We start from the raw sequence: 19137 nt of genomic DNA on the forward strand, positions 1-19137 counted from the left end.
GCGGACTTGTCCGCGAAAACACTCAGCCAGACGATACAAAAGTATTGGCTGGGCTGGCCTCTTCGCGGATGAATCCGCTCCTACAAGATTATTGCGACCTTTCTCAGTCTTCCAACAACTCTTCAGCCGTGCTCAGGATGTTCTCCAGAGTGAAGCCGAACTCCTCGAACAACGCTGGTGCAGGTGCGGACTCACCGAAAGTGGTCATGCCGATCACGCGGCCTTCCAGACCGACGTACTTGTACCAGTAGTCAGCGTGGGCAGCTTCGATAGCGATACGAGCGCTGACCTGCAATGGCAGAACGGCTTGCTTGTAGCCTGGGTCCTGAGCTTCGAAGACGCTGGTGCAAGGCATGGAAACCACGCGCACCTTGCGGCCTTGAGCGCTCAGGGCGTCGAACGCCTGCACGGCCAGACCGATTTCCGAACCGGTAGCGATCAGGATCAGCTCAGGCTCGCCCGCGCAGTCGCGCAGTACGTAGCCACCACGGGCGATGTCCGCCAGTTGGGCTTCGTCACGCGCCTGGTGAGGCAGGTTCTGGCGCGAGAAGATCAGCGCCGACGGGCCGTCATTGCGCTCGATGGCGTATTTCCAGGCCACAGCCGATTCCACGGCATCCGCCGGACGCCAGGTGTCCAGGTTCGGCGTGGTACGCAGGCTGGTCAATTGCTCGACCGGCTGGTGAGTCGGGCCGTCTTCGCCCAGACCGATGGAGTCGTGGGTAAACACATGGATCACGCGCTTCTTCATCAGAGCGGCCATGCGCACAGCGTTACGGGCGTATTCCATGAAGATCAGGAAGGTCGCGCCGTAAGGAACGAAACCGCCGTGCAGGGCGATACCGTTCATCATTGCCGCCTGACCGAACTCACGCACACCGTAATGCAGGTAGTTGCCGTTGGCGTCTTCGCCGGTGATGCTCTTGCAACCTTTCCAGATGGTCAGGTTGGAACCGGCCAGGTCAGCCGAACCACCGAGGATCTCAGGCAGCAAAGGACCGAAAGCACCCAGAGCGTTCTGGCTGGCTTTACGGCTGGCAATGGTTTCGCCCTTGGCGTTGACTTCAGCAACATAAGCAGCCGATTTTGCAGCGAAGTCGGCAGGCAGCTCACCGCTCATGCGACGGATGAACTCGTTGGCCAGCTCAGGGAAAGCAGCGGAGTAGGCAGCAAAACGCTGATCCCAGTCAGCTTCGGCAGCCAGGCCTTTTTCCTTGGCATCCCATTGGGCATAGATATCAGCCGGGATCTCGAAAGGACCATGGTTCCATTTCAGCGCAGCGCGGGTCAGAGCGATTTCATCAGCGCCCAGTGGAGCGCCGTGGGACTCTTCCTTGCCTTGCTTGTTAGGTGAACCGAAACCGATGGTGGTCTTGCAGCAGATCAGGGTCGGCTGCTCGCTCTTGCGGGCGGTGTCGATGGCGGTCTTGATTTCGTCGGCATCATGACCGTCGACATTGCGGATGACCTGCCAGCCGTAGGACTCGAAGCGCTTCGGCGTATCGTCGGTGAACCAGCCTTCGACTTCGCCGTCGATGGAGATGCCGTTGTCATCGTAGAAGGCAATCAGCTTGCCCAGGCCCAGAGTACCGGCCAGGGAAGCAACTTCGTGGGAAATACCTTCCATCATGCAGCCATCGCCCATGAACACGTAGGTGTTGTGGTCGACGATGGTGTGGCCTGGACGGTTGAACTGTGCTGCCAGAGTCTTTTCGGCAACGGCAAAGCCGACGGCGTTGGCAAAACCCTGCCCCAGCGGGCCAGTGGTGGTTTCGACGCCCGGGGTGTAGCCGTATTCCGGGTGACCCGGCGTGCGGCTGTGCAGTTGACGGAAGTTCTTCAGGTCGTCGATGGACAGATCGTAGCCGGTCAGATGCAGCAACGAGTAAATCAACATCGAACCGTGGCCGTTGGACAGAATGAAGCGGTCACGGTCGGCGAACGCTGGGTTGGCCGGGTTGTGCTTCAGATAATCGCGCCACAGAACTTCGGCGATATCCGCCATGCCCATGGGGGCACCGGGGTGGCCGCTGTTGGCTTTTTGCACGGCATCCATGCTGAGGGCACGAATGGCGTTGGCACGCTCACGACGGCTTGGCATCGCTGATCTCCTGGAGAATGAAGGAATGGGATCGGAAAAAAGGCGACCATTTTCTCTCAGGCACTGCCTGGGAGCAATGAAAGATAGTCGTTGGCAGGTGTTTTTCCTGCCTTGTCGCCTTATTTACCCTCATTGATGCAGTCTGGCTGCGCCAATAACGTGATGGACATCACGGACAGTTGCCCCATCAACCAATATCAAAACTTTTTGATATTGCTATTGCAGCCTGACCGGTCGCTAACTAGACTGCGACCCCATGAACCTATGCGTACCTGCAATTAGCCATGACGACTGCGACGACCTCTCTGCCTTGTGCAAGGCCGGCGGCGACCCTCTACGGCTGAATGTATTGCGCGCCCTGGCCAACGATTCGTTCGGCGTACTGGAGCTGGCGCAGATATTTGCCATCGGTCAGTCAGGCATGAGTCACCACTTGAAAGTGCTGGCACAGGCCGCTCTGGTAGCGACGCGCCGGGAAGGCAACGCAATTTTTTACCGCCGCGCCCTGCCCCATACCGAACTGACCGGCGGCAGGCTGCACGCTGCCCTGCTCGACGAGGTGGATGCCCTGACCCTGCCGCAGGAAGTCAGCCTGCGCATCGACCTTGTGCATCGTCAGCGCGCCCAGGCCAGTCAGGATTTCTTTGCCCGTACTGCAGAAAAGTTTCGCGCCCAGCAGGATTTGATCGCCGGCCTTGGCCAATACCGTGACAGCCTGCTGAGCCTGCTGGACAAACTGAGCTTCACCGCCCAGGCAACAGCACTGGAAGTCGGCCCCGGCGACGGCGGCTTTCTACCGGAACTGGCCAGGCGCTTCGCCCATGTCACCGCCATGGACAACAGCCCGGCGATGCTGGAGCTGGCCCGCGATGTCTGCGAGCGCGAGAAGCTGGACAATGTCGAGCTGGTACTCGCCGACGCCCTCACGGGCACTAAAGTGAGCGCCGACTGTGTCGTTCTGAACATGGTGCTTCACCATTTGGCAGCACCGGCCGAAGCCTTGAGGCAACTGGCCGATCGATTGCAACCAGGCGGTAGCCTGCTGGTAACAGAGTTGTGTAGTCATGACCAAAGCTGGGCCAGGGAGGCCTGTGGCGATCTTTGGTTAGGTTTCGAACAGGATGATCTGGCCCGTTGGGCCATCGCTGCGGGGCTAGTTCCCGGGGAAAGCCTGTATGTAGGCTTACGTAATGGTTTCCAGATTCAGGTTCGCCATTTTCAGCGACCGGCTGGCAACACTCACCATCGGTAAAATTCAGGAAACCCGTAGAGATGAGCGAATACTCACTTTTCACCTCCGAGTCCGTGTCCGAAGGACATCCAGACAAGATCGCCGACCAGATTTCCGACGCAGTACTGGACGCTATCATTGCCCAGGACAAACACGCTCGCGTAGCAGTGGAAACACTGGTCAAGACTGGCGTTGCAATCGTGGCCGGCGAAGTTACCACCACTGCCTGGGTTGACCTGGAGCAGATCGTTCGTGACGTGATCAGCGACATTGGCTACACCAGCTCCGACGTCGGTTTCGACGGCGCCACCTGCGGCGTGATGAACATCATCGGCAAGCAGTCTCCTGACATCAACCAGGGTGTGGACCGTGCCAAGCCTGAAGATCAGGGCGCCGGCGACCAGGGCCTGATGTTCGGCTACGCCAGCAACGAAACAACTGAACTGATGCCTGCGCCAATCGCGTTCTCTCACCAACTGGTGAAGCGTCAGGCTGAAGCCCGCAAGTCCGGCTTGCTGCCTTGGCTGCGTCCGGATGCCAAGTCCCAGGTGACTTGCAGCTATGAAAACGGCAAGGTCGTGGGCATCGACGCAGTCGTTCTGTCGACCCAGCACAACCCGGAAGTCTCCTACAACGATCTGCGCGAAGGCGTGATGGAACTGATCGTCAAGCACGTGCTGCCAGCCGAACTGCTGCACAAGGACACTCAGTTCCACATCAACCCGACTGGCCAGTTCATCATTGGCGGCCCGGTGGGTGACTGCGGCCTGACCGGTCGCAAGATCATCGTCGACAGCTACGGCGGCATGGCTCGCCACGGCGGCGGCGCGTTCTCCGGTAAAGATCCATCCAAGGTTGACCGTTCCGCTGCCTACGCTGGCCGCTACGTTGCCAAGAACATCGTTGCTGCCGGCCTGGCCGAGCGCTGCGAGATTCAGGTTTCCTACGCTATCGGCGTCGCTCAACCGACCTCGATCTCGCTGAACACCTTCGGCACCGGCAAGATCAGCGATGACAAGATCATCAAGCTGGTTCGTGACATCTTCGACCTGCGTCCCTACGCAATCACCACGATGCTCGACCTGCTGCACCCGATGTACCAGGAAACCGCTGCCTACGGCCACTTCGGTCGCACGCCGCAAACCAAGACCGTGGGTGACGACACCTTCACCACGTTCACCTGGGAAAAAACCGACCGCGCCGACGCCCTGCGCGCTGCTGCCGGCCTGTAATACGCTTTAACGCTTCAACACAAAGCCCCGGACGACCTGATCGTTCGGGGCTTTGTTGTTTCTGACAATTGCGAAAGCCTTGAATCCGCCGATGACCGCAGTTGAGCCTGACGGTATTTTTTCTTACTGCCGAAACTTAGTTTGAAATGTCCAGTCTGTATAGATAATAGCTGAATGCCACATTCGCAATAGTTCAAAAGTAAGAGTCCGCCCTGATGACCCGGCCTTAACGAGGTGTCCCGCACACTAAGCCATTAATGGTTTTCCCGCACCCACCCAATCAATCACTCTCACAGAGTCGAGTGAGGCTGATTACTTTGCCAGTTATTCCTGCACTTATTGTAAGGAACATCATGAAACTCAAGGCTATCCTGCTGGGCTCCATTCTGATTGCGTCGCCGTTCTATCAGGCTTTTGCGGACAATTGCAGAGCCAATATCTTTGGCGGTTATGACTGCCGTTATGACAATGGAACAACCTCAACCAGCAGGTCAAATATCTTCGGTGGGCAAGATACACAATACAGCGACGGCAGAAGTTCAAATAGCCGTTCAAACATATTCGGCGGGCAAGACACCCAAAACAGTGATGGCACCCGTTCAAACAGCCGTGCAAACATCTTTGGCGGACAAGACACACAATACAGCGATGGCAGAAGTTCAAACAGCCGCTCAAACATATTCGGCGGGCAAGACACCCAAAACAGTGATGGCAGCAGCTCAAAAAGCCGTGCAAACATCTTCGGCGGGCAAGATACAACCAATGAGAAATAACCGGGCCTCAAGCCCGCCGCGACACCAATAACACCGAAGCTGCTCCCGCAAGCAACCCGGCGCAAGCGCGATTGAACAAGCGCTTGCCGCTGGGTCGTGCAAACAGACGACGGGCATGCACGCCCATGTAGCCGTAAAGACAGATAGCGACACACTCCAACACAATGAACAGCCCGCCCAGTACCGCGAACTGGCTGGTAACGTGGTTGGTGTCATCGATGAACTGCGGCAGGAAGGCCGTGAACAGGAGAATCGCCTTCGGGTTGCCGATGGCTACCAGAAACTCCTGACGCGCCAGGCTCCACATGCTTGCAGAAGCACCGCTCATATCGCCCTGATCCTGAGGATTGGCTCGCCACAACTGCACTGCCAGGTAAAACAGATAGGCTGCGCCGAAAATCTTGATCACATGAAACAGCCATTCGGACGTATGCAGTACCGCCGCCAGGCCCACTGCGGCCAGCGAGATCATGATCACGAAAGCCAGCAATCGACCCGCGCCACCGACACATGACCTGACAAAGCCATAGCGCGTTGCGTTACTGATCGACAGCAGATTGTTCGGGCCGGGCGCCATGTTGAGAGCAAAACAGGCAGGAATGAAAACGGCGAGAGTTGATATATCCATTGAGCACCCGATCAAGAGCTGGACTGAATGCCTATTCTGCACGCCTGCAATAAAGACTAAAGACACAGCCATCCACGTAAATCACAGACATCTGTACCTGCCGAAAAAACCTGTAACCACCTTGTCCGCCGCAACAACGAACAGTGACTAGCCTCAAGGCCACTCCCTCAAGGCAAGGACGCTTCGATGTTGAACGCTGTACGTTTATTGAGCTGCGCAACCCTGTTTTTCAGTGTGTCGGCAGCCTTTGCCAACCCATGCCCTGACTGGTCACCGGCAAAGGCCAGCAACGAGATTCTGGCCCTGCAACATCAGGTTAGCCAATGGGACGATAGCTATCACCGCCAGGGCGTCTCGCTGATAGAGGACGAACTTTATGACCAGTCACGCCAGCGCCTGAGCTTTCTACAGTCCTGTTTCTCCTCGACCAGACCCTCCACTGACAACCCGCTGAAAACCGCCCGAGGCCCGCTTACTCACCCTATCCCGCATACCGGCGTGAACAAACTGGCAGACGAGCGAGCGGTGCAGGAGTGGTTGAAAGACCGAAAAGGCTTGTGGATACAGCCCAAGGTCGATGGGGTAGCGGTATCGCTGGTGTATGAAAACGGCAGGCTCAGCAAGGCAATCAGTCGCGGTGACGGCCTCAAGGGCCAGGACTGGACACGCCATGCACAAGGGATCTCTGCCATTCCCAAGCAACTTCCCCAGCCGGAAACGCTGGTTCTGCAGGGCGAGCTGTACTGGCGTCTGTCAGGCCATGTTCAGGCCACTTCGGGCAGCATCAATGCTCGCAGCAAGGTCGCGGGGCTGATGGCTCGACAAGACATGAGCGACAAAGAAGCGGCCAGTATCGGGTTATTCGTCTGGGACTGGCCAGCCGGCCCGGCAGACATGAAGGAGCGGATCGCCGGCCTGAAAGCCATGGGCTTCAGCGACAGCGCCATCTATACCCAGCCGCTGGAAAACTTCACCCAGGCCAGTGACTGGCGCAACCACTGGTATCGCACGGCCCTGCCCTTCGCCACTGACGGCGTCATCATGCGTCACGGCGAACGGCCACCTGCGCAGCGCTGGCAAGCCAGGGCACCGTACTGGATCGCTGCCTGGAAATACCCTTACGCTCAGGTGCTGGCCGAAGTGCGCAAGGTCAACTTCAATATCGGACGCAGCGGCAGAATCACGCCCGTGCTGGATCTCAACCCCGTGCGTCTGGATGACCGGACAATCAGCAAGCTCAGCGTCGGTTCCCTACAACGCTGGCAAGCACTGGATATCCGCCCTGGCGATCAGGTTTCCCTGAGCCTGGCGGGCCTTACCATCCCGCGCCTGGACAAGGTAGTTTCACGAAATATCGAACGAATTGAACTGACGGTTCCGCAACAAAGCGATTTTCATGGTCTGAGTTGCTGGCAGCCAACGCCGGGATGTGAAAGTCAGTTCCGGGCCAGGCTGGTCTGGCTCAGCAGCAAGAAGGGGCTGGCACTGCCTGGAGTGGGCCCGGGAAGCTGGGACAAGCTGATCGAGGCCGGAGAAATCAACGGCTTGCTCGATTGGATGACCCTGAATCGTGGGCAGCTTGCTAAAATTCCGGGTTTTGCAGAACGCAGCGGCACTAAACTGTTCGACAGCTTGCAAATAGCGCGTGAAAGATCGTTCCAGACCTGGCTTGTCGCTATCGGCCTGCCCCCGGCAGGCGGGATAAATCCGGGCATGGAATGGCACGAACTGGCTGCACGAAGTATCGAGCAATGGCAAAACGAACCGGGTATAGGCCCAGGAAGGGCCAAAAGACTCTGGGAGTTTTTTCAGGACCCGCAGGTGCAGGCATTGCGCGAGCAGCTACGGGAGCAAGGTATCGCAGGCTTTTAATATCGTTTTTTTCATCGCCCGCGTGCCCGGACGTTATGGTTTTTCAAGGAGTTCACATGAAGTTTCTTTCCACCCTGATTCTGATCGGCAGCTTTACGCTGTCAGCGTCGCCCTTAATGGCTGCCGAACAAGCCCCGCCCGTGTCGGAGTGCCTGGTTAAGAGTCAGGAGATCAATAACAGGATTCAAGAAGCCAAGGCCGAAGGCAACAAACGTGAGCAGGCGGGCCTGGAAAAAGCCCTGAGCGAAGTCAACGCCAACTGCACCGAGACTTCACTGCTCAAGCAACGGGAACAGAAAGTGCTGGATGCCAAGCGCGAAGTGAGCCGCCGCCAGACCGACCTGAACAAGGCCATGGCCAAAGGCGATCCGGAGAAAATCGACAAGCGTAAGGAAAAGCTCGCGGACTCACGCAAGGAATTGCAGGACGCCCAGACCGAGCTTGAAAAAGTCCAGTAGGTGCCTGGTTTCAATGATTCCTGAACTCCCGATGACACGCCTGGCACGCACCCTCGACCTTATCGACCGCTGGTGTCAGGTTACTGGCTGAAAACGGCCTGACGCCAGACACAGCCACCAGTTCGCCTGTCGCCGCTTCGAGCGAGCGGGCCATTTCCTGAAAGCGGGCCTGTTTCTGCCAGACCGCATCCGTCGCACTTGTCTGGTCAGGCTCCTTGATCTGCGGGAAATGTTTCCAGGGCTCATGGGCCAGGCTGTCCAGCCGGATGGCACCCTCGCTGAAACGCTGGCCATCGAAAGCTATGCGTCCGCGCAACATGCCGCCCAGATCCTCGCTGGTCTTGAGCATTTCCTTGAAGATCGCCTTGCGTTGCCCCAAGGGTGAATCGGGGTCGACACCGCCACAGGCGCTCAATAGCAGACAGGACAGCAGGGCAACACACAGTCTTTTCAAATCAATACTCGATACATCAAATGGACAGTGGTGGCCAAGGTCCCTGGCCACCACTGGAAAACACTCAGGCAGCCGGGAAAGCGGAAGCGCCAAACAACCCGACCACAAGACCCAACCCGATCAACCAGACGATGGAACGCATGGTAGCCAGATCGGCAAGGTAGAAGATGATGTAGAGCAAGCGGCTGGTAATGAATAGAACAGCCAGCACGTCGATAGTGACCAACTGCGCATTGCCCGCGATATGGGCAATGATCACGGCCGCCGCGAACGCCGGGGTGATTTCATAGCTGTTCAACTGCGCCGCATGGGCGCGCTTGGGAAAGCCCTCAAGATGATCGAGAAAGTTTCGCGGGTCGTGATTATGTCGAGACGTGAATTTGCCATTCCCGTACTTGGCGATGGCTGAACAAACGATCGGCAGAAAAATCGCGACCAACACACACCAGAATGCAACTGTCATACCTATTTCCTATAGCTGGAACTTCATTAGAAACATGCCGAACAACACCAGCCCGCAAGCCAATAGCCGAGGGCGACCAAAAGGTTCTTTCAGATAACGCATACCAAACAACACCACCAGCACCACGCTGACTTCGCGCAATGCCGCGGCCTCGGCAACCGAGCCCAGTTGCATGGCCCACAGCACCAACGCATAACTGAACAGGACACACAGCCCGACACACAGCCCCAACTGCCATTGCTCACGCCAGAACGACATGAAGGCCGGGCGCTTGTGGCAGACCGCAAGTAACGGAAACGGCCAGGCGCTGATCAACGTCAGCCAGACCAGATAGTCCAGCGGATGCGCACCCAGCCGGATGGCTTGCCCGTCGATCCAGGTGTAGCTACCGATACATACGCCAATCAGGGCCACTACGGGCAACATCGACCAGGGCAGGCGAGCACCGCCACCTCCATGCCAAAGCAGGCAGACCATGCCACAGGGGATCATCACAATCCCGAAGATCTGCTGGGCGTTCAATTGCTCGCCCGCGAACATCAAGGTCAGCCCCAGCACGACCAACGGCGAAAGCCCGCGCATCAGCGGGTAAACCAACCCCAGATCACCTACCCGATAAGCCTTGATCAGCAGATAGCGATAAAGCAGCTCAAGCACTGCCGAAACCACCAGCCATGGCCAGATATGCCGTTCAGGCACCGTGACAAAGCCCAGCGCCAGTACTGCACAAACCAAGGCCACTGCATCCATGCTGGCAATCACAAGCAGTCGTTCGACACTGAACTTGACGAGGGTGTTCCATGTTGCATGCAGTACCGCTGCCATCAACACCAGAGCAGTTGCCAGCACTCTTTCTCTCCTTGAAACAATTTCCGCAACGGCGGGAATGACGCCGAGCATAGTGGATTCAGGGAGCACCCACAGCCTTGCCATGGAGAGAGCTGCTGCGATTGTCGGAGCGATTGGCTAAGATGCCACGACCGCCGCTTGCCGCTGGCGGGTCATGGATGCACAGGAGTAACAATGTCCACCGAAGAGGATATCGCCATCGTTGGCGGTACACCGATGATCCCCGATCAGCGCCGCGAGCTGATGCTTCGTCAATTGCGCAAGCACCAGGTACTCAGCGTGCATCAGTTGATGGAGATGTTCGACTGCTCGCACATGACCATACGCCGCGATATCGCCGTGCTGGAGCAGGAAGGACGTGCCTATTCGGTGACCGGCGGCGCACGTATCGCCAGCCAGGTTCACAGTGAACCCAGCCATCAATCCAAGGCCGTCGTGGAGTTGCCCCACAAGCAAGGCATGGCCAGGCTCGCGGCCGGGCTGCTGCACCCGGACATGACCATTTATCTGGATGCCGGCACCAGCACCCTGGAGATCGTGCCGCATATCGTGGCGCTGTCCGGCATGACGGTAGTCACCAATGATTTCGGCATCGTCAACGCCCTGGCCGATGCCGCCCATGTGGATGTCATCCATACCGGTGGCCTGCTCGACCATCCCAACCGCTCCAGCGTAGGCGGCCTGGCTGCCGCGACGCTACGCCAACTGGCGACCGATGTTGCGTTCCTGTCCACCAGCTCATGGGACCTGCAACGGGGCACCACCACGCCGTCGGCGCTTAAAGTCGAAGTCAAACAGGCAGCCATGCAGTCGGCATCACAAACCGTGTTGATCGCCACCAGCTCCAAATACGGCACGTTCGGCATGTACAAGGTCTCGGCACTTGAGCAGTTCGACACCATCATCACCGATGCCGCGCTGGCAGAGGCCGCTGCCGATGGCATTCGCAAGCATCGTATCGAGCTGTTGCTGGCACCGGTCGGTAACAAGCGCTGACTGATTTCGCGAATGAATTCGCTACCGGGTAATGCCGATCAGTTAAGGCACAAGCAAAGCTTGTGGGAGGCAGCTTGCTGGCGAAAAGGCCTTGAAACCGGCAGATATTCTGCGCCTGCACACTGAAGTCGCCAGCAAGCTGCCTTCCACAAAGTTATTTATGACCTTAACTAACTGGCATTACTCCTACCGGAGTGGTGTGAATTCATTCGCGAACCGCTCATTCCGATAAGCGTCAATTGCCAGCATCCACGCGCTCTGACAGAATCGCGAATAGTTCTCGTTATTTAACACATTCCCATTCGAGGCCATTCGTGTCGTCAGCCCCAAGCACTCATAACGAGATCGTTGGCGTGTTGTATCGCGACCATCGCAGCTGGCTGCTGGCCTGGCTTCGACGCAATGTGGCCTGCCCACAGCGGGCTGAAGACCTGAGCCAGGACACTTTCGTTCGCCTGCTCGGGCGTGATGAACTCAAGGCCCCGAATGAACCCCGTGCTTTTCTGGCAGCCGTCGCCAAAGGCCTGCTGTTCGATTATTTCCGTCGCGCAGCACTGGAACAGGCTTATCTCAACGAGCTGATGCTGATCCCGGAAGCGGAGCACCCTTCCCCGCAGGATCAATTACTGATCCTTGAAGACCTCAAGACCATCGACCGCATGCTGGGCAAACTGTCGAGCAAGGCACGGGCGGCGTTTCTGTATAACCGTCTGGACGGCCTGAGCCATGGTGAAATAGCCGAACGGCTGGGCGTTTCGGTTTCACGGGTCCGGCAATATCTGGCCCAGGCCATGCGCCAGTGCTATGTCGCCCTCTACGGCGAGCCGACATGAAACTCGCAGGCTCCAGACCCGTTTCGGCGCAAGTTCTTGATGCCGCCATTGCCTGGCAACTCTGCCTGGACTCCGGCGACGGGATCGAGCAGGACGAATTCAGCAAATGGCTGGCCGCCAACGAAGAACATGCCAGGGCCTGGAGCCAGTTGGGCATGCTTAACCAGCGCTTCGCCATACCCTCAGGCCCGGCACGCAAGGCACTGCAACAAGCGCCCGGCACCCTTCGCCGTCGCGTGCGCAAGCTGGGCGGCGGGCTGGCCGGGTTGATGTTGAGCTGCGGGCTGGCGCTGTTCATGAGCGAGCGCTATCTGCCGCTGGATTACTGGCTCGCCGATCAGCGCACCGCTACCGGCGAACAACGTGACATTCGTCTGGCAGACAACACGCTGATCCGCCTCAACACCCACAGCGCAATCGATGTGCGTTTCGACGCGAAACAGCGCCGGGTCGTGCTCCAGGACGGCGAAATACTGGTCGAGACCGGCAGCCATGACGACCCGCGCTCCTTTATCGTCGAAACCAGCGACGGCAGGATGCGCGCTCTGGGCACGCGCTTTCTGGTCAGGCGCGAAGCCGATGGTACGCGCCTGAGCGTGCTGCAATCGGCAGTCGCGGCCAATCCGCGTGACAACGGGAACGAACAGGTCTTGCGCGAGGGTCAACAGATCCTGCTGACCCCAGACGGGCTCGGCCCGCTGCTGAGCCTGCCTTCAGGCGCCGATGCCTGGACCCGCGGCATGCTGGTGATGGACAACGCACGCCTGGGCGACATGCTCGACGAACTGAGCCGCTACCGGGTCGGCTACCTGGGAGTATCGCCTCAGGTGGCGGACTTGCGGATTACCGGGAGCTTCCCGTTGGGCAATACCGACCTGGCCCTCAAGGCCTTGTTGCCGACCTTGCCGGTGCAGATCGAACAGCACACGCCATGGTGGGTGAAAGTCCAGGCACGGAGCGAGAAAAACGACAGCGTTGCGCCCGAAAAACCCTGAGTCCGAATTTATTTTCAAACAGCCCTGTCACTTTCTCAGACTCATGCGGCAGAGAGGCAATAGATACCGTTTGCCCTGGAGCCTTGTATGTCTCGCCCGCTTGAAACCCTGATGCGTCCCAGCCTGTTGGCATTGGCAATCGCCCTTGGCGTACCGCTGGTGAGCACTTCACCCATTGCCGCCGAACAGGCTTCAAGCGTTCGCGCCTACAACTTGCCGGCCGCTGCTCTGTCCACCACGTTGAATCAGATTGCCAGTCAGGCTGGATTGGCTCTGGCGATAGACCCGTCACTGGTCAGCGGCCGCACATCGGCACCGGTGCAAGGCCAGTTCGAGGCCACCGCAGCCATGCGTCAGGCATTGCGCGGAACGGGCCTGCAATTGGTACGGAGCACGTCGGGCACTTACAGCCTGGAAGCCGCACCGGAAGGAACCATGGCCTTGCCGGAAACCAACATTCAGGGGTTTCAGGGCGAAACTGAAACGGCATGGGGCCCGGTCGAAGGTTATACAGCGACCCGCACAGCGGCGGGCAGCAAGACGGATACACCCATCGTGGAAGCGCCGCGTTCGATCTCGGTCGTGACCCGCCAGCAGATGGATGACCGCTCGGTGCTCAACCTCAACGACGCCCTGCGCTATACCGCTGGTGTCGTCAGCAGCGGTTATGGCTCCGACTCGCGCAACGACTGGCTGCGCATTCGCGGCTTCGTCCCGACCCAGTTCCTCGATGGCCTGCCGATGCCGGTCGGTTCCTATGCCAACCCCAAACCCGAGCCCTGGAACCTTGAGCGCATCGCAGTCCTGCGCGGCCCATCGTCTTCGGTCTACGGCCAGACACCGCCAGGCGGCATGCTCGACATGGTCAGCCGCCGCCCGCAAGCCGAAAGCAGCAACGAAGTCGGCCTGCAGGTCGGCAACAACGAACACAAGCAGATCAATTTCGACAGCACCGGCAAGATCGACGATGAAGGCCAGTTCCTGTATCGCGTCAGCGGTGTCGTGCGTGACAGCGGCTCGGCCATCGACCACATCCCGGACAAGCGCTACAACATTGCGCCCAGCGTGACCTGGAATATCGATGACGACACGCACCTGACGTTCATCTCGCAGTACACCCGCGACGATACCGGGATCACCGGCCAGTTCCTGCCCTTGCAGGGCACCAAACTGGATTCGGCTGCTGGCAGGATTTCCCATCACAAGAACCTGGGTGATCCGGACTGGGAATTCTATGACCGCACCTATTACGCACTGGGCTATGCCTTCGACCATCGCCTGAACGATGTCTGGCAGTTCCGCCAGAACCTGCGCTATACCAAGAGCGATCTGTCGTTCCAGGCCCTGAGCGTCGCCAATGGCGCGACTGCGGTCGACGCAGACGGCAATATTGGTCGCAGCACCGGTATCGTCAACGAAGACATCAGCCAGTTTGCCGTGGACAACAACTTCCAGGCCGACTTCCAGACCGGTGCGCTGAGCCACACCGTATTGCTGGGCCTGGACCATCAGCGCTCCAATACCAATTACCAGTGGAAGTATGGCTGGGGTAACGTGCCGGGCACCAACGTCAACCGCCCGGTGTACGGCGCGGATTTCTCCAACGTGCTCTACTCGACGCTGTACGACTACAACCAGAAAACCCAGCAGACCGGCCTCTATGCACAGGACCAGATCTCTCTGGACAAGTGGCGCCTGACCCTGGGTGGACGTGAAGACTGGATTCACACCGGCACGAAGTTCTATAACAACAACGACGTGACCAGCACCCAGCGCGACAGCAATTTCAGCACCAACGCTGGCTTGAGCTATGTGTTCGATAACGGCTTCACGCCTTACATTTCCTATACCGAGTCATTCCAGCCAGCCTCCGGCGCAGGCGTCAGTGCGACCGAATCGTTCAAGCCGACCGAGGGCCGTCAGTACGAAGCCGGCCTGAAGTACCAGCCGGTCGGCTCCAAAACCCTGCTGACTGCGGCAGTGTTCGATCTGCGCCAGAAGAACGTGTCGATCACCGAAAACAGCATCACCAGCCAGATTGGCGAGATCAAGGTCCGTGGCCTGGAACTTGAAGCCACTTCGGACGTGACTGATAACCTGAAACTGATCAGTTCCTACACCTACACCGACAGCGAAATCCTCAAGGGCGACGACAAGGGCAGCCGCGTCCCGCAAGTACCGCGTAATCAGGCCACCGCCTGGGCTGACTACACCTGGCACAACGGCACACTCGACGGCTTCGGCGTCGGTGCAGGCGTACGTTATGTCGGTGACACTTACGGCAACCAGAGCAATACCGACCTTGGGCATGTGGGTTCCTACACCGTATATGACGCCTCGGTGCATTACGATCTGGGCCGCCTGGCCAGCAGCCTTAAAGGTGCTTCGATAGCCGTGGATGCCAAGAACATCTTCAACAAGGATTACCTGGCTACCTGCGATGGTTTCTGGTGTTACTACGGCGATCAACGCAACGTCGTCGCCAGCGTCAATTACAAGTGGTGATTCAGCCACGGCATCTCTATTAAAGTGAGAACCAAAGGCCCCTGATTGTCAGCGGGCCTTTTGCTTTTGGAACATGCAATGAAAAGTCAAACCGTGCGCCGCTGGTCCATCGTTCATACCTGGAGCAGCCTGATCTGTACGCTGTTCCTGCTGATGCTGGCGATCACCGGCCTGCCGCTGATCTTTCATCACGAGATCGACCACCTGCTGGGCGACGCGCCGCACTATCGGGAAATGCCCGCCGACACGCCACGCCTGAACCTTGAACAACTGGTCCAGGCCGCAGAAACCCATCGCTCCGGTGAAGTACTGCAATACTTCGGCTGGGACGAAGACGATCCCGACGGGGTCATGGCGATTACGGCGGCGACGGCTGGCACCGAGCCCAATTCGTCCCACACCTTCGCCCTGGATGCACGCACCGGCGAAGCCCAGGAAATGCCTTCGGCCAACGGCGGCTTCATGATGGTCATGCTGCGCCTGCATGTGGATATGTATGCCGAACTGCCGGGCAAACTGTTGCTGGCGTTCATGGGCCTGCTGTTTGTGGTCGCTATTGTCTCCGGGACCGTGTTGTATGCGCCCTTCATGCGCAAGCTTGAATTCGGCACCGTGCGCGCAGGCAAATCCACCCGCACCCGCTGGCTGGACCTGCATAACCTGATTGGCGTCGTAACCCTGACCTGGGCGCTGGTGGTCGGCGTAACCGGGGTTATCAGTGCCTGTGCCGACCTGTTGATTGCCTCATGGCGCAACGACGCGCTGGCCACGATGATCGAGCCATATCGCGATGCGCCGCCGCTGCTCCAGCGAGCGCCTGCCACAAACCTGCTGGAAATCGCCGAAGCCGCCGCGCCGGGAATGAAACCGGACTTCATCGCCTTCCCCGGCACACGCTTTTCCAGCGAGCACCATTACGCCGTGTTTCTCAAGGGCAATACGCACCTGACGGCTCACTTGGCGACACCGGTCTTGATCGATGCGCAAACCCTGAAAGTCACGGCCATCGTCGAACGGCCCTGGTACATGGATGCCCTGGGCATGTCCCAGCCCCTGCATTTCGGGGATTACGGCGGCATGCCGATGAAAATCCTGTGGGCGGTGCTGGATGTGCTGACCATCATCGTGCTGGGCAGCGGTCTTTACCTGTGGTGGGTACGCCGTCGAACGCAGGTGAAAGCATGAAAAAGGGTTCGACCTTTGCCGTGCCCGGTCTGGTTGGCGTACTGACAGGCGCGGGCTTGTTCATGGCTCTGCTGGGAGATGGCTGGTGGGATACCCTGGCCTGGCTCGGGATGGGGATTGCCGCGGGGCTGAGTATTCGGGGGTTGATGAAACGTCGGGGATGACTCTGTGGGAGAGGCCTTGGCCGCGACTTCATTCACAGGCGCTGAAAACTGGAAGCTGATAAAAGAGCATTGGCCTCACCGGCCCCGTCGCGGGCAAGCCCCCTCCCACAAGGAATTCATTCGCGAAAACCGGATTGCAGACCCACAGCCCGCTGACTAGTCTATGAATCTGTACCCGCCGAGGAACATTCATGTCAGCACCTACCATGACGTTGTATTCCAACCCAGCCTCTCCCTTCGCCCGCAAGGTGATTGTCCTGCTGCATGAAACCGGACAGTTCGACAGAGTGAAGTTGCAGACGATATTGCTCACCCCCGTCACGCCCTCTGCCGAACTCAATGATGACAACCCTGCCGGCAAGATCCCGGCATTGCGCCTGGCTGACGGCAATATCATTCATGACAGCCGAGTGATCTTCGACTATCTGGATCACCAGCATGTCGGCAACCCGCTCATTCCCCGCGAAGGCTCGGCGCGCTGGAGGCGCCTGACCCTGGCTTCACTGGCCGATGCGCTCATGGACGCCGCCCTGTTGATTCGCTATGAAACCGCGCTGCGACCCGAGGAAAAGCATTGGGACCAGTGGCTCGATAACCAGCAGGAAAAGATCGAGCGCGCCCTGAGTTATTTCGAGCAGGATGCAATCACCGAACTCAGTTCAGCCTTCGATGTAGCCTCCATCAGCGTGGCCGCCGCCCTGGGTTATCTGGACTTCCGTCAACCGGACCTGCGCTGGCGCAGCAGCTATCCGCGACTGGCTACCTGGTACGCCGATGTCAGCCAGCGGCCATCGATGCTGGCGACCCGACCGTTCGTTTGAGTGATCGACAGCCTGTTCGCCTGACGCACAGCGTCGGGCCGAACCGGCGTTGGCGAACAGGCTCCTGATCCCTTCGATCAAATACCTTGCCTGCACCTGCTCTTCGCGCAGCCCGAGCCAGTTACTCATGGCCGGCCTCCAGAACGGGCTCAGTGGTTTTTACCGACTTGCCCGGCGTGATGCTGTACCAGTCGAGCCTGCGGGTCAGGACCATGAACACACCCAGCAGGCCGAACAAGAGCAGCGCGCCCATCAGCAAGGCGTAGTCTTCAGCACTGAGCAGCCCGTAGAGCAAGCCATACAACGCCGTCAGACCAGCGGCGAACCCCAGGCCATGCAGCACGCCACCCAGCACGTAACAGACATAGAAGCCGATCAGCAACACGCAGGCCACGGCCGATACCAGATAGGCACTGGCAAACCCGATGTGCTCGGACAGTGACAGCAACAGCAGGAAAAACAACGCCAGCGCCGCGCCCACCAGAGCATACTGAACAGGGTGTACCGCCATGCTCTTGAGGACTTCGAAGAGGAAGAAACCGGCGAAGGTCAACGCGATAAACAACAGCGCATATTTGATCGCCCGGTCGCTCTTCAGGTATTGATCGACCGGCTCGATGAAGCTGACACCGAAACTACGGTTCTTGAACTCCTGGCACTTGTTTGCCTGCTGGCAACGGCTCAGCGCGTCTTCCAGGTTGGTGGAGAAGAACGACGTCTGCCAGTTGGCACTGAAGCCTTCGGCGGAAATATCCCGGCGTGCAGGCAGATAGTTGCCGATGAAGCTTGGATGCGGCCAGTCGGCAGCCAGTTTCACCGTGCTGGATTTGCCCACGGGGATGACCTTGAATTGCCCGGTGCCTTGCAGACGCAGATCGAAAGCGAACTCCAGACTGGTCTGCTGTTTGCCATCCTGCATCGGCAGATTGACGCTCACGCCCTCGCCCAGCCAGCCCAACCGTGTACCGGGGACGAAATCCAGAGCCTGGCCTTCCAGTTGTAGTTTCATGGCACTTTCTATACCGCGGACATCGCTGATGCCCACTGCCAGAAAAGGACGATCGAACTCGTAATCGGCCAGGTTCTCGGTGATCCCGAAGTTCTCGGGCAGCACAAAATGGCCACTGACGCGATTGTCTGCATGGTAGAGACGAGCTTCGTAGATGCCCCGCGAACGCAACTCTGTCTGGACCTTGCCATCGAGTTTGAAGCGCTCCGGCAAAAAATACAGGTAACCCTTTTCCTGCGCAGGCTCCAGATAAGACTCGTTGGTCTGCACATTGGTCTTCCAGACCCGCACCGCCTTGCGATAAGGCACCGCCATGACCGGCCCGCTCAGCTGTTGGCTGAGGCTTGAGCTGCTGGCGATATTCTGCAGTACCGAATCGCGTTGCTTCTGCCGCTCCGCGATCAGGTTCCCGATCATCATCAACGGAATCAACAGCAGGATGACCAGCGCCGCGATCATTCCCAGTTTTACAGCCAGACTTCGGTTCATGGGGCTCTCCCTGTTTTCGATAGGGAAAGTCTGGAGGCGCTATGTGGAGCGATGATGGGGAGCGTGTGGAGATTGTGTG

At 58.5% G+C, this 19137-nt stretch carries 18 protein-coding genes; 12 read left to right on the plus strand and 6 right to left on the minus strand.

Annotated elements, in window-relative coordinates:
• Window positions 1–103: 103 nt before the first annotated feature.
• Entirely contained in the window at window positions 104–2101 is a 1998-nt protein-coding gene (gene tkt, locus JL015_RS09220; RefSeq protein WP_201018243.1) for a transketolase, read from the minus strand.
• Window positions 2102–2357: 256 nt separating this feature from the next.
• On the opposite strand from tkt, the gene JL015_RS09225 reads away from it, so the two are divergent.
• The 3 genes from JL015_RS09225 (at window position 2358) to JL015_RS09235 (ending at window position 5337) form a co-directional block, all read left to right on the plus strand.
• A complete protein-coding gene (locus JL015_RS09225; RefSeq protein WP_201001673.1) occupies window positions 2358–3353 on the plus strand; it encodes an ArsR/SmtB family transcription factor in 996 nt (331 codons plus the stop codon).
• A gap of 20 nt (window positions 3354–3373) precedes the next feature.
• Complete coding sequence (gene metK, locus JL015_RS09230; RefSeq protein WP_201001671.1) at window positions 3374–4564, plus strand: methionine adenosyltransferase; 1191 nt, start codon at window positions 3374–3376, stop codon at window positions 4562–4564.
• A 353-nt stretch (window positions 4565–4917) separates the two neighbouring features.
• The gene (locus tag JL015_RS09235; RefSeq protein ID WP_201018244.1) at window positions 4918–5337 is read left to right on the plus strand and encodes a hypothetical protein; all 420 of its coding nucleotides are present in this window, start codon (window positions 4918–4920) and stop codon (window positions 5335–5337) included.
• A gap of 7 nt (window positions 5338–5344) precedes the next feature.
• On the opposite strand, the gene JL015_RS09240 is transcribed toward JL015_RS09235, so the two are convergent.
• Window positions 5345–5965 (minus strand): LysE family translocator, encoded by a 621-nt coding sequence (locus JL015_RS09240; RefSeq protein WP_201018245.1) that lies wholly within the window; start codon window positions 5963–5965, stop codon window positions 5345–5347.
• A 186-nt stretch (window positions 5966–6151) separates the two neighbouring features.
• On the opposite strand from JL015_RS09240, the gene ligB reads away from it, so the two are divergent.
• Together ligB and JL015_RS09250 are read left to right on the plus strand one after the other, a co-directional pair.
• Window positions 6152–7837: an NAD-dependent DNA ligase LigB gene (gene ligB, locus JL015_RS09245; RefSeq protein WP_201018246.1), complete on the plus strand. Its 1686-nt coding sequence runs from the start codon at window positions 6152–6154 to the stop codon at window positions 7835–7837.
• A gap of 56 nt (window positions 7838–7893) precedes the next feature.
• Window positions 7894–8295 (plus strand): DUF1090 domain-containing protein, encoded by a 402-nt coding sequence (locus JL015_RS09250; RefSeq protein ID WP_201018247.1) that lies wholly within the window; start codon window positions 7894–7896, stop codon window positions 8293–8295.
• A 10-nt stretch (window positions 8296–8305) separates the two neighbouring features.
• On the opposite strand, the gene JL015_RS09255 is transcribed toward JL015_RS09250, so the two are convergent.
• From JL015_RS09255 to JL015_RS09265, 3 genes are read right to left on the minus strand one after another with little or no spacing between them, the layout of a single operon-like run.
• Complete coding sequence (locus tag JL015_RS09255; RefSeq protein ID WP_201018369.1) at window positions 8306–8755, minus strand: c-type cytochrome; 450 nt, start codon at window positions 8753–8755, stop codon at window positions 8306–8308.
• Between the two features lie 58 nt (window positions 8756–8813).
• On the minus strand, window positions 8814–9212 hold the full coding sequence (locus tag JL015_RS09260) for an MAPEG family protein (protein WP_201018248.1): 399 nt from the start codon (window positions 9210–9212) through the stop codon (window positions 8814–8816).
• Between the two features lie 9 nt (window positions 9213–9221).
• Entirely contained in the window at window positions 9222–10061 is an 840-nt protein-coding gene (locus tag JL015_RS09265) for a DMT family transporter (protein ID WP_201018249.1), read from the minus strand.
• 174 nt (window positions 10062–10235) lie between these two features.
• On the opposite strand from JL015_RS09265, the gene JL015_RS09270 reads away from it, so the two are divergent.
• The 7 genes from JL015_RS09270 (at window position 10236) to JL015_RS09300 (ending at window position 17560) form a co-directional block, all read left to right on the plus strand.
• Window positions 10236–11057, plus strand: coding sequence for a DeoR/GlpR family DNA-binding transcription regulator (locus tag JL015_RS09270; protein ID WP_201018250.1), 822 nt, complete (start codon window positions 10236–10238; stop codon window positions 11055–11057).
• A gap of 314 nt (window positions 11058–11371) precedes the next feature.
• Window positions 11372–11890, plus strand: a complete 519-nt coding sequence (locus JL015_RS09275; RefSeq protein WP_201001662.1) for an RNA polymerase sigma factor — start codon at window positions 11372–11374, stop codon at window positions 11888–11890.
• Window positions 11887–12885 carry a FecR domain-containing protein gene (locus tag JL015_RS09280; protein ID WP_201018251.1) on the plus strand — a complete coding sequence of 333 codons (999 nt, stop codon included), beginning with the start codon at window positions 11887–11889 and terminating at the stop codon, window positions 12883–12885. The genes JL015_RS09275 and JL015_RS09280 overlap by 4 nt, the downstream gene beginning before the upstream one ends.
• An 87-nt stretch (window positions 12886–12972) precedes the next feature.
• On the plus strand, window positions 12973–15390 hold the full coding sequence (locus tag JL015_RS09285) for a TonB-dependent siderophore receptor (RefSeq protein WP_201018252.1): 2418 nt from the start codon (window positions 12973–12975) through the stop codon (window positions 15388–15390).
• Between the two features lie 78 nt (window positions 15391–15468).
• The gene (locus JL015_RS09290; RefSeq protein WP_201018253.1) at window positions 15469–16575 is read left to right on the plus strand and encodes a PepSY-associated TM helix domain-containing protein; all 1107 of its coding nucleotides are present in this window, start codon (window positions 15469–15471) and stop codon (window positions 16573–16575) included.
• Window positions 16572–16739, plus strand: coding sequence for a hypothetical protein (locus JL015_RS09295; RefSeq protein ID WP_201018254.1), 168 nt, complete (start codon window positions 16572–16574; stop codon window positions 16737–16739). The genes JL015_RS09290 and JL015_RS09295 overlap by 4 nt, the downstream gene beginning before the upstream one ends.
• Before the next feature lie 191 nt (window positions 16740–16930).
• The gene (locus tag JL015_RS09300) at window positions 16931–17560 is read left to right on the plus strand and encodes a glutathione S-transferase family protein (RefSeq protein WP_201018255.1); all 630 of its coding nucleotides are present in this window, start codon (window positions 16931–16933) and stop codon (window positions 17558–17560) included.
• Between the two features lie 121 nt (window positions 17561–17681).
• On the opposite strand, the gene creD is transcribed toward JL015_RS09300, so the two are convergent.
• Window positions 17682–19058: a cell envelope integrity protein CreD gene (gene creD, locus JL015_RS09305; protein WP_201018256.1), complete on the minus strand. Its 1377-nt coding sequence runs from the start codon at window positions 19056–19058 to the stop codon at window positions 17682–17684.
• Window positions 19059–19137: the final 79 nt, after the last annotated feature.

This window comes from Pseudomonas cichorii (assembly GCF_015471405.1).
GTDB classification, from domain to species: Bacteria; Pseudomonadota; Gammaproteobacteria; order Pseudomonadales; family Pseudomonadaceae; genus Aquipseudomonas; species Aquipseudomonas serbiensis.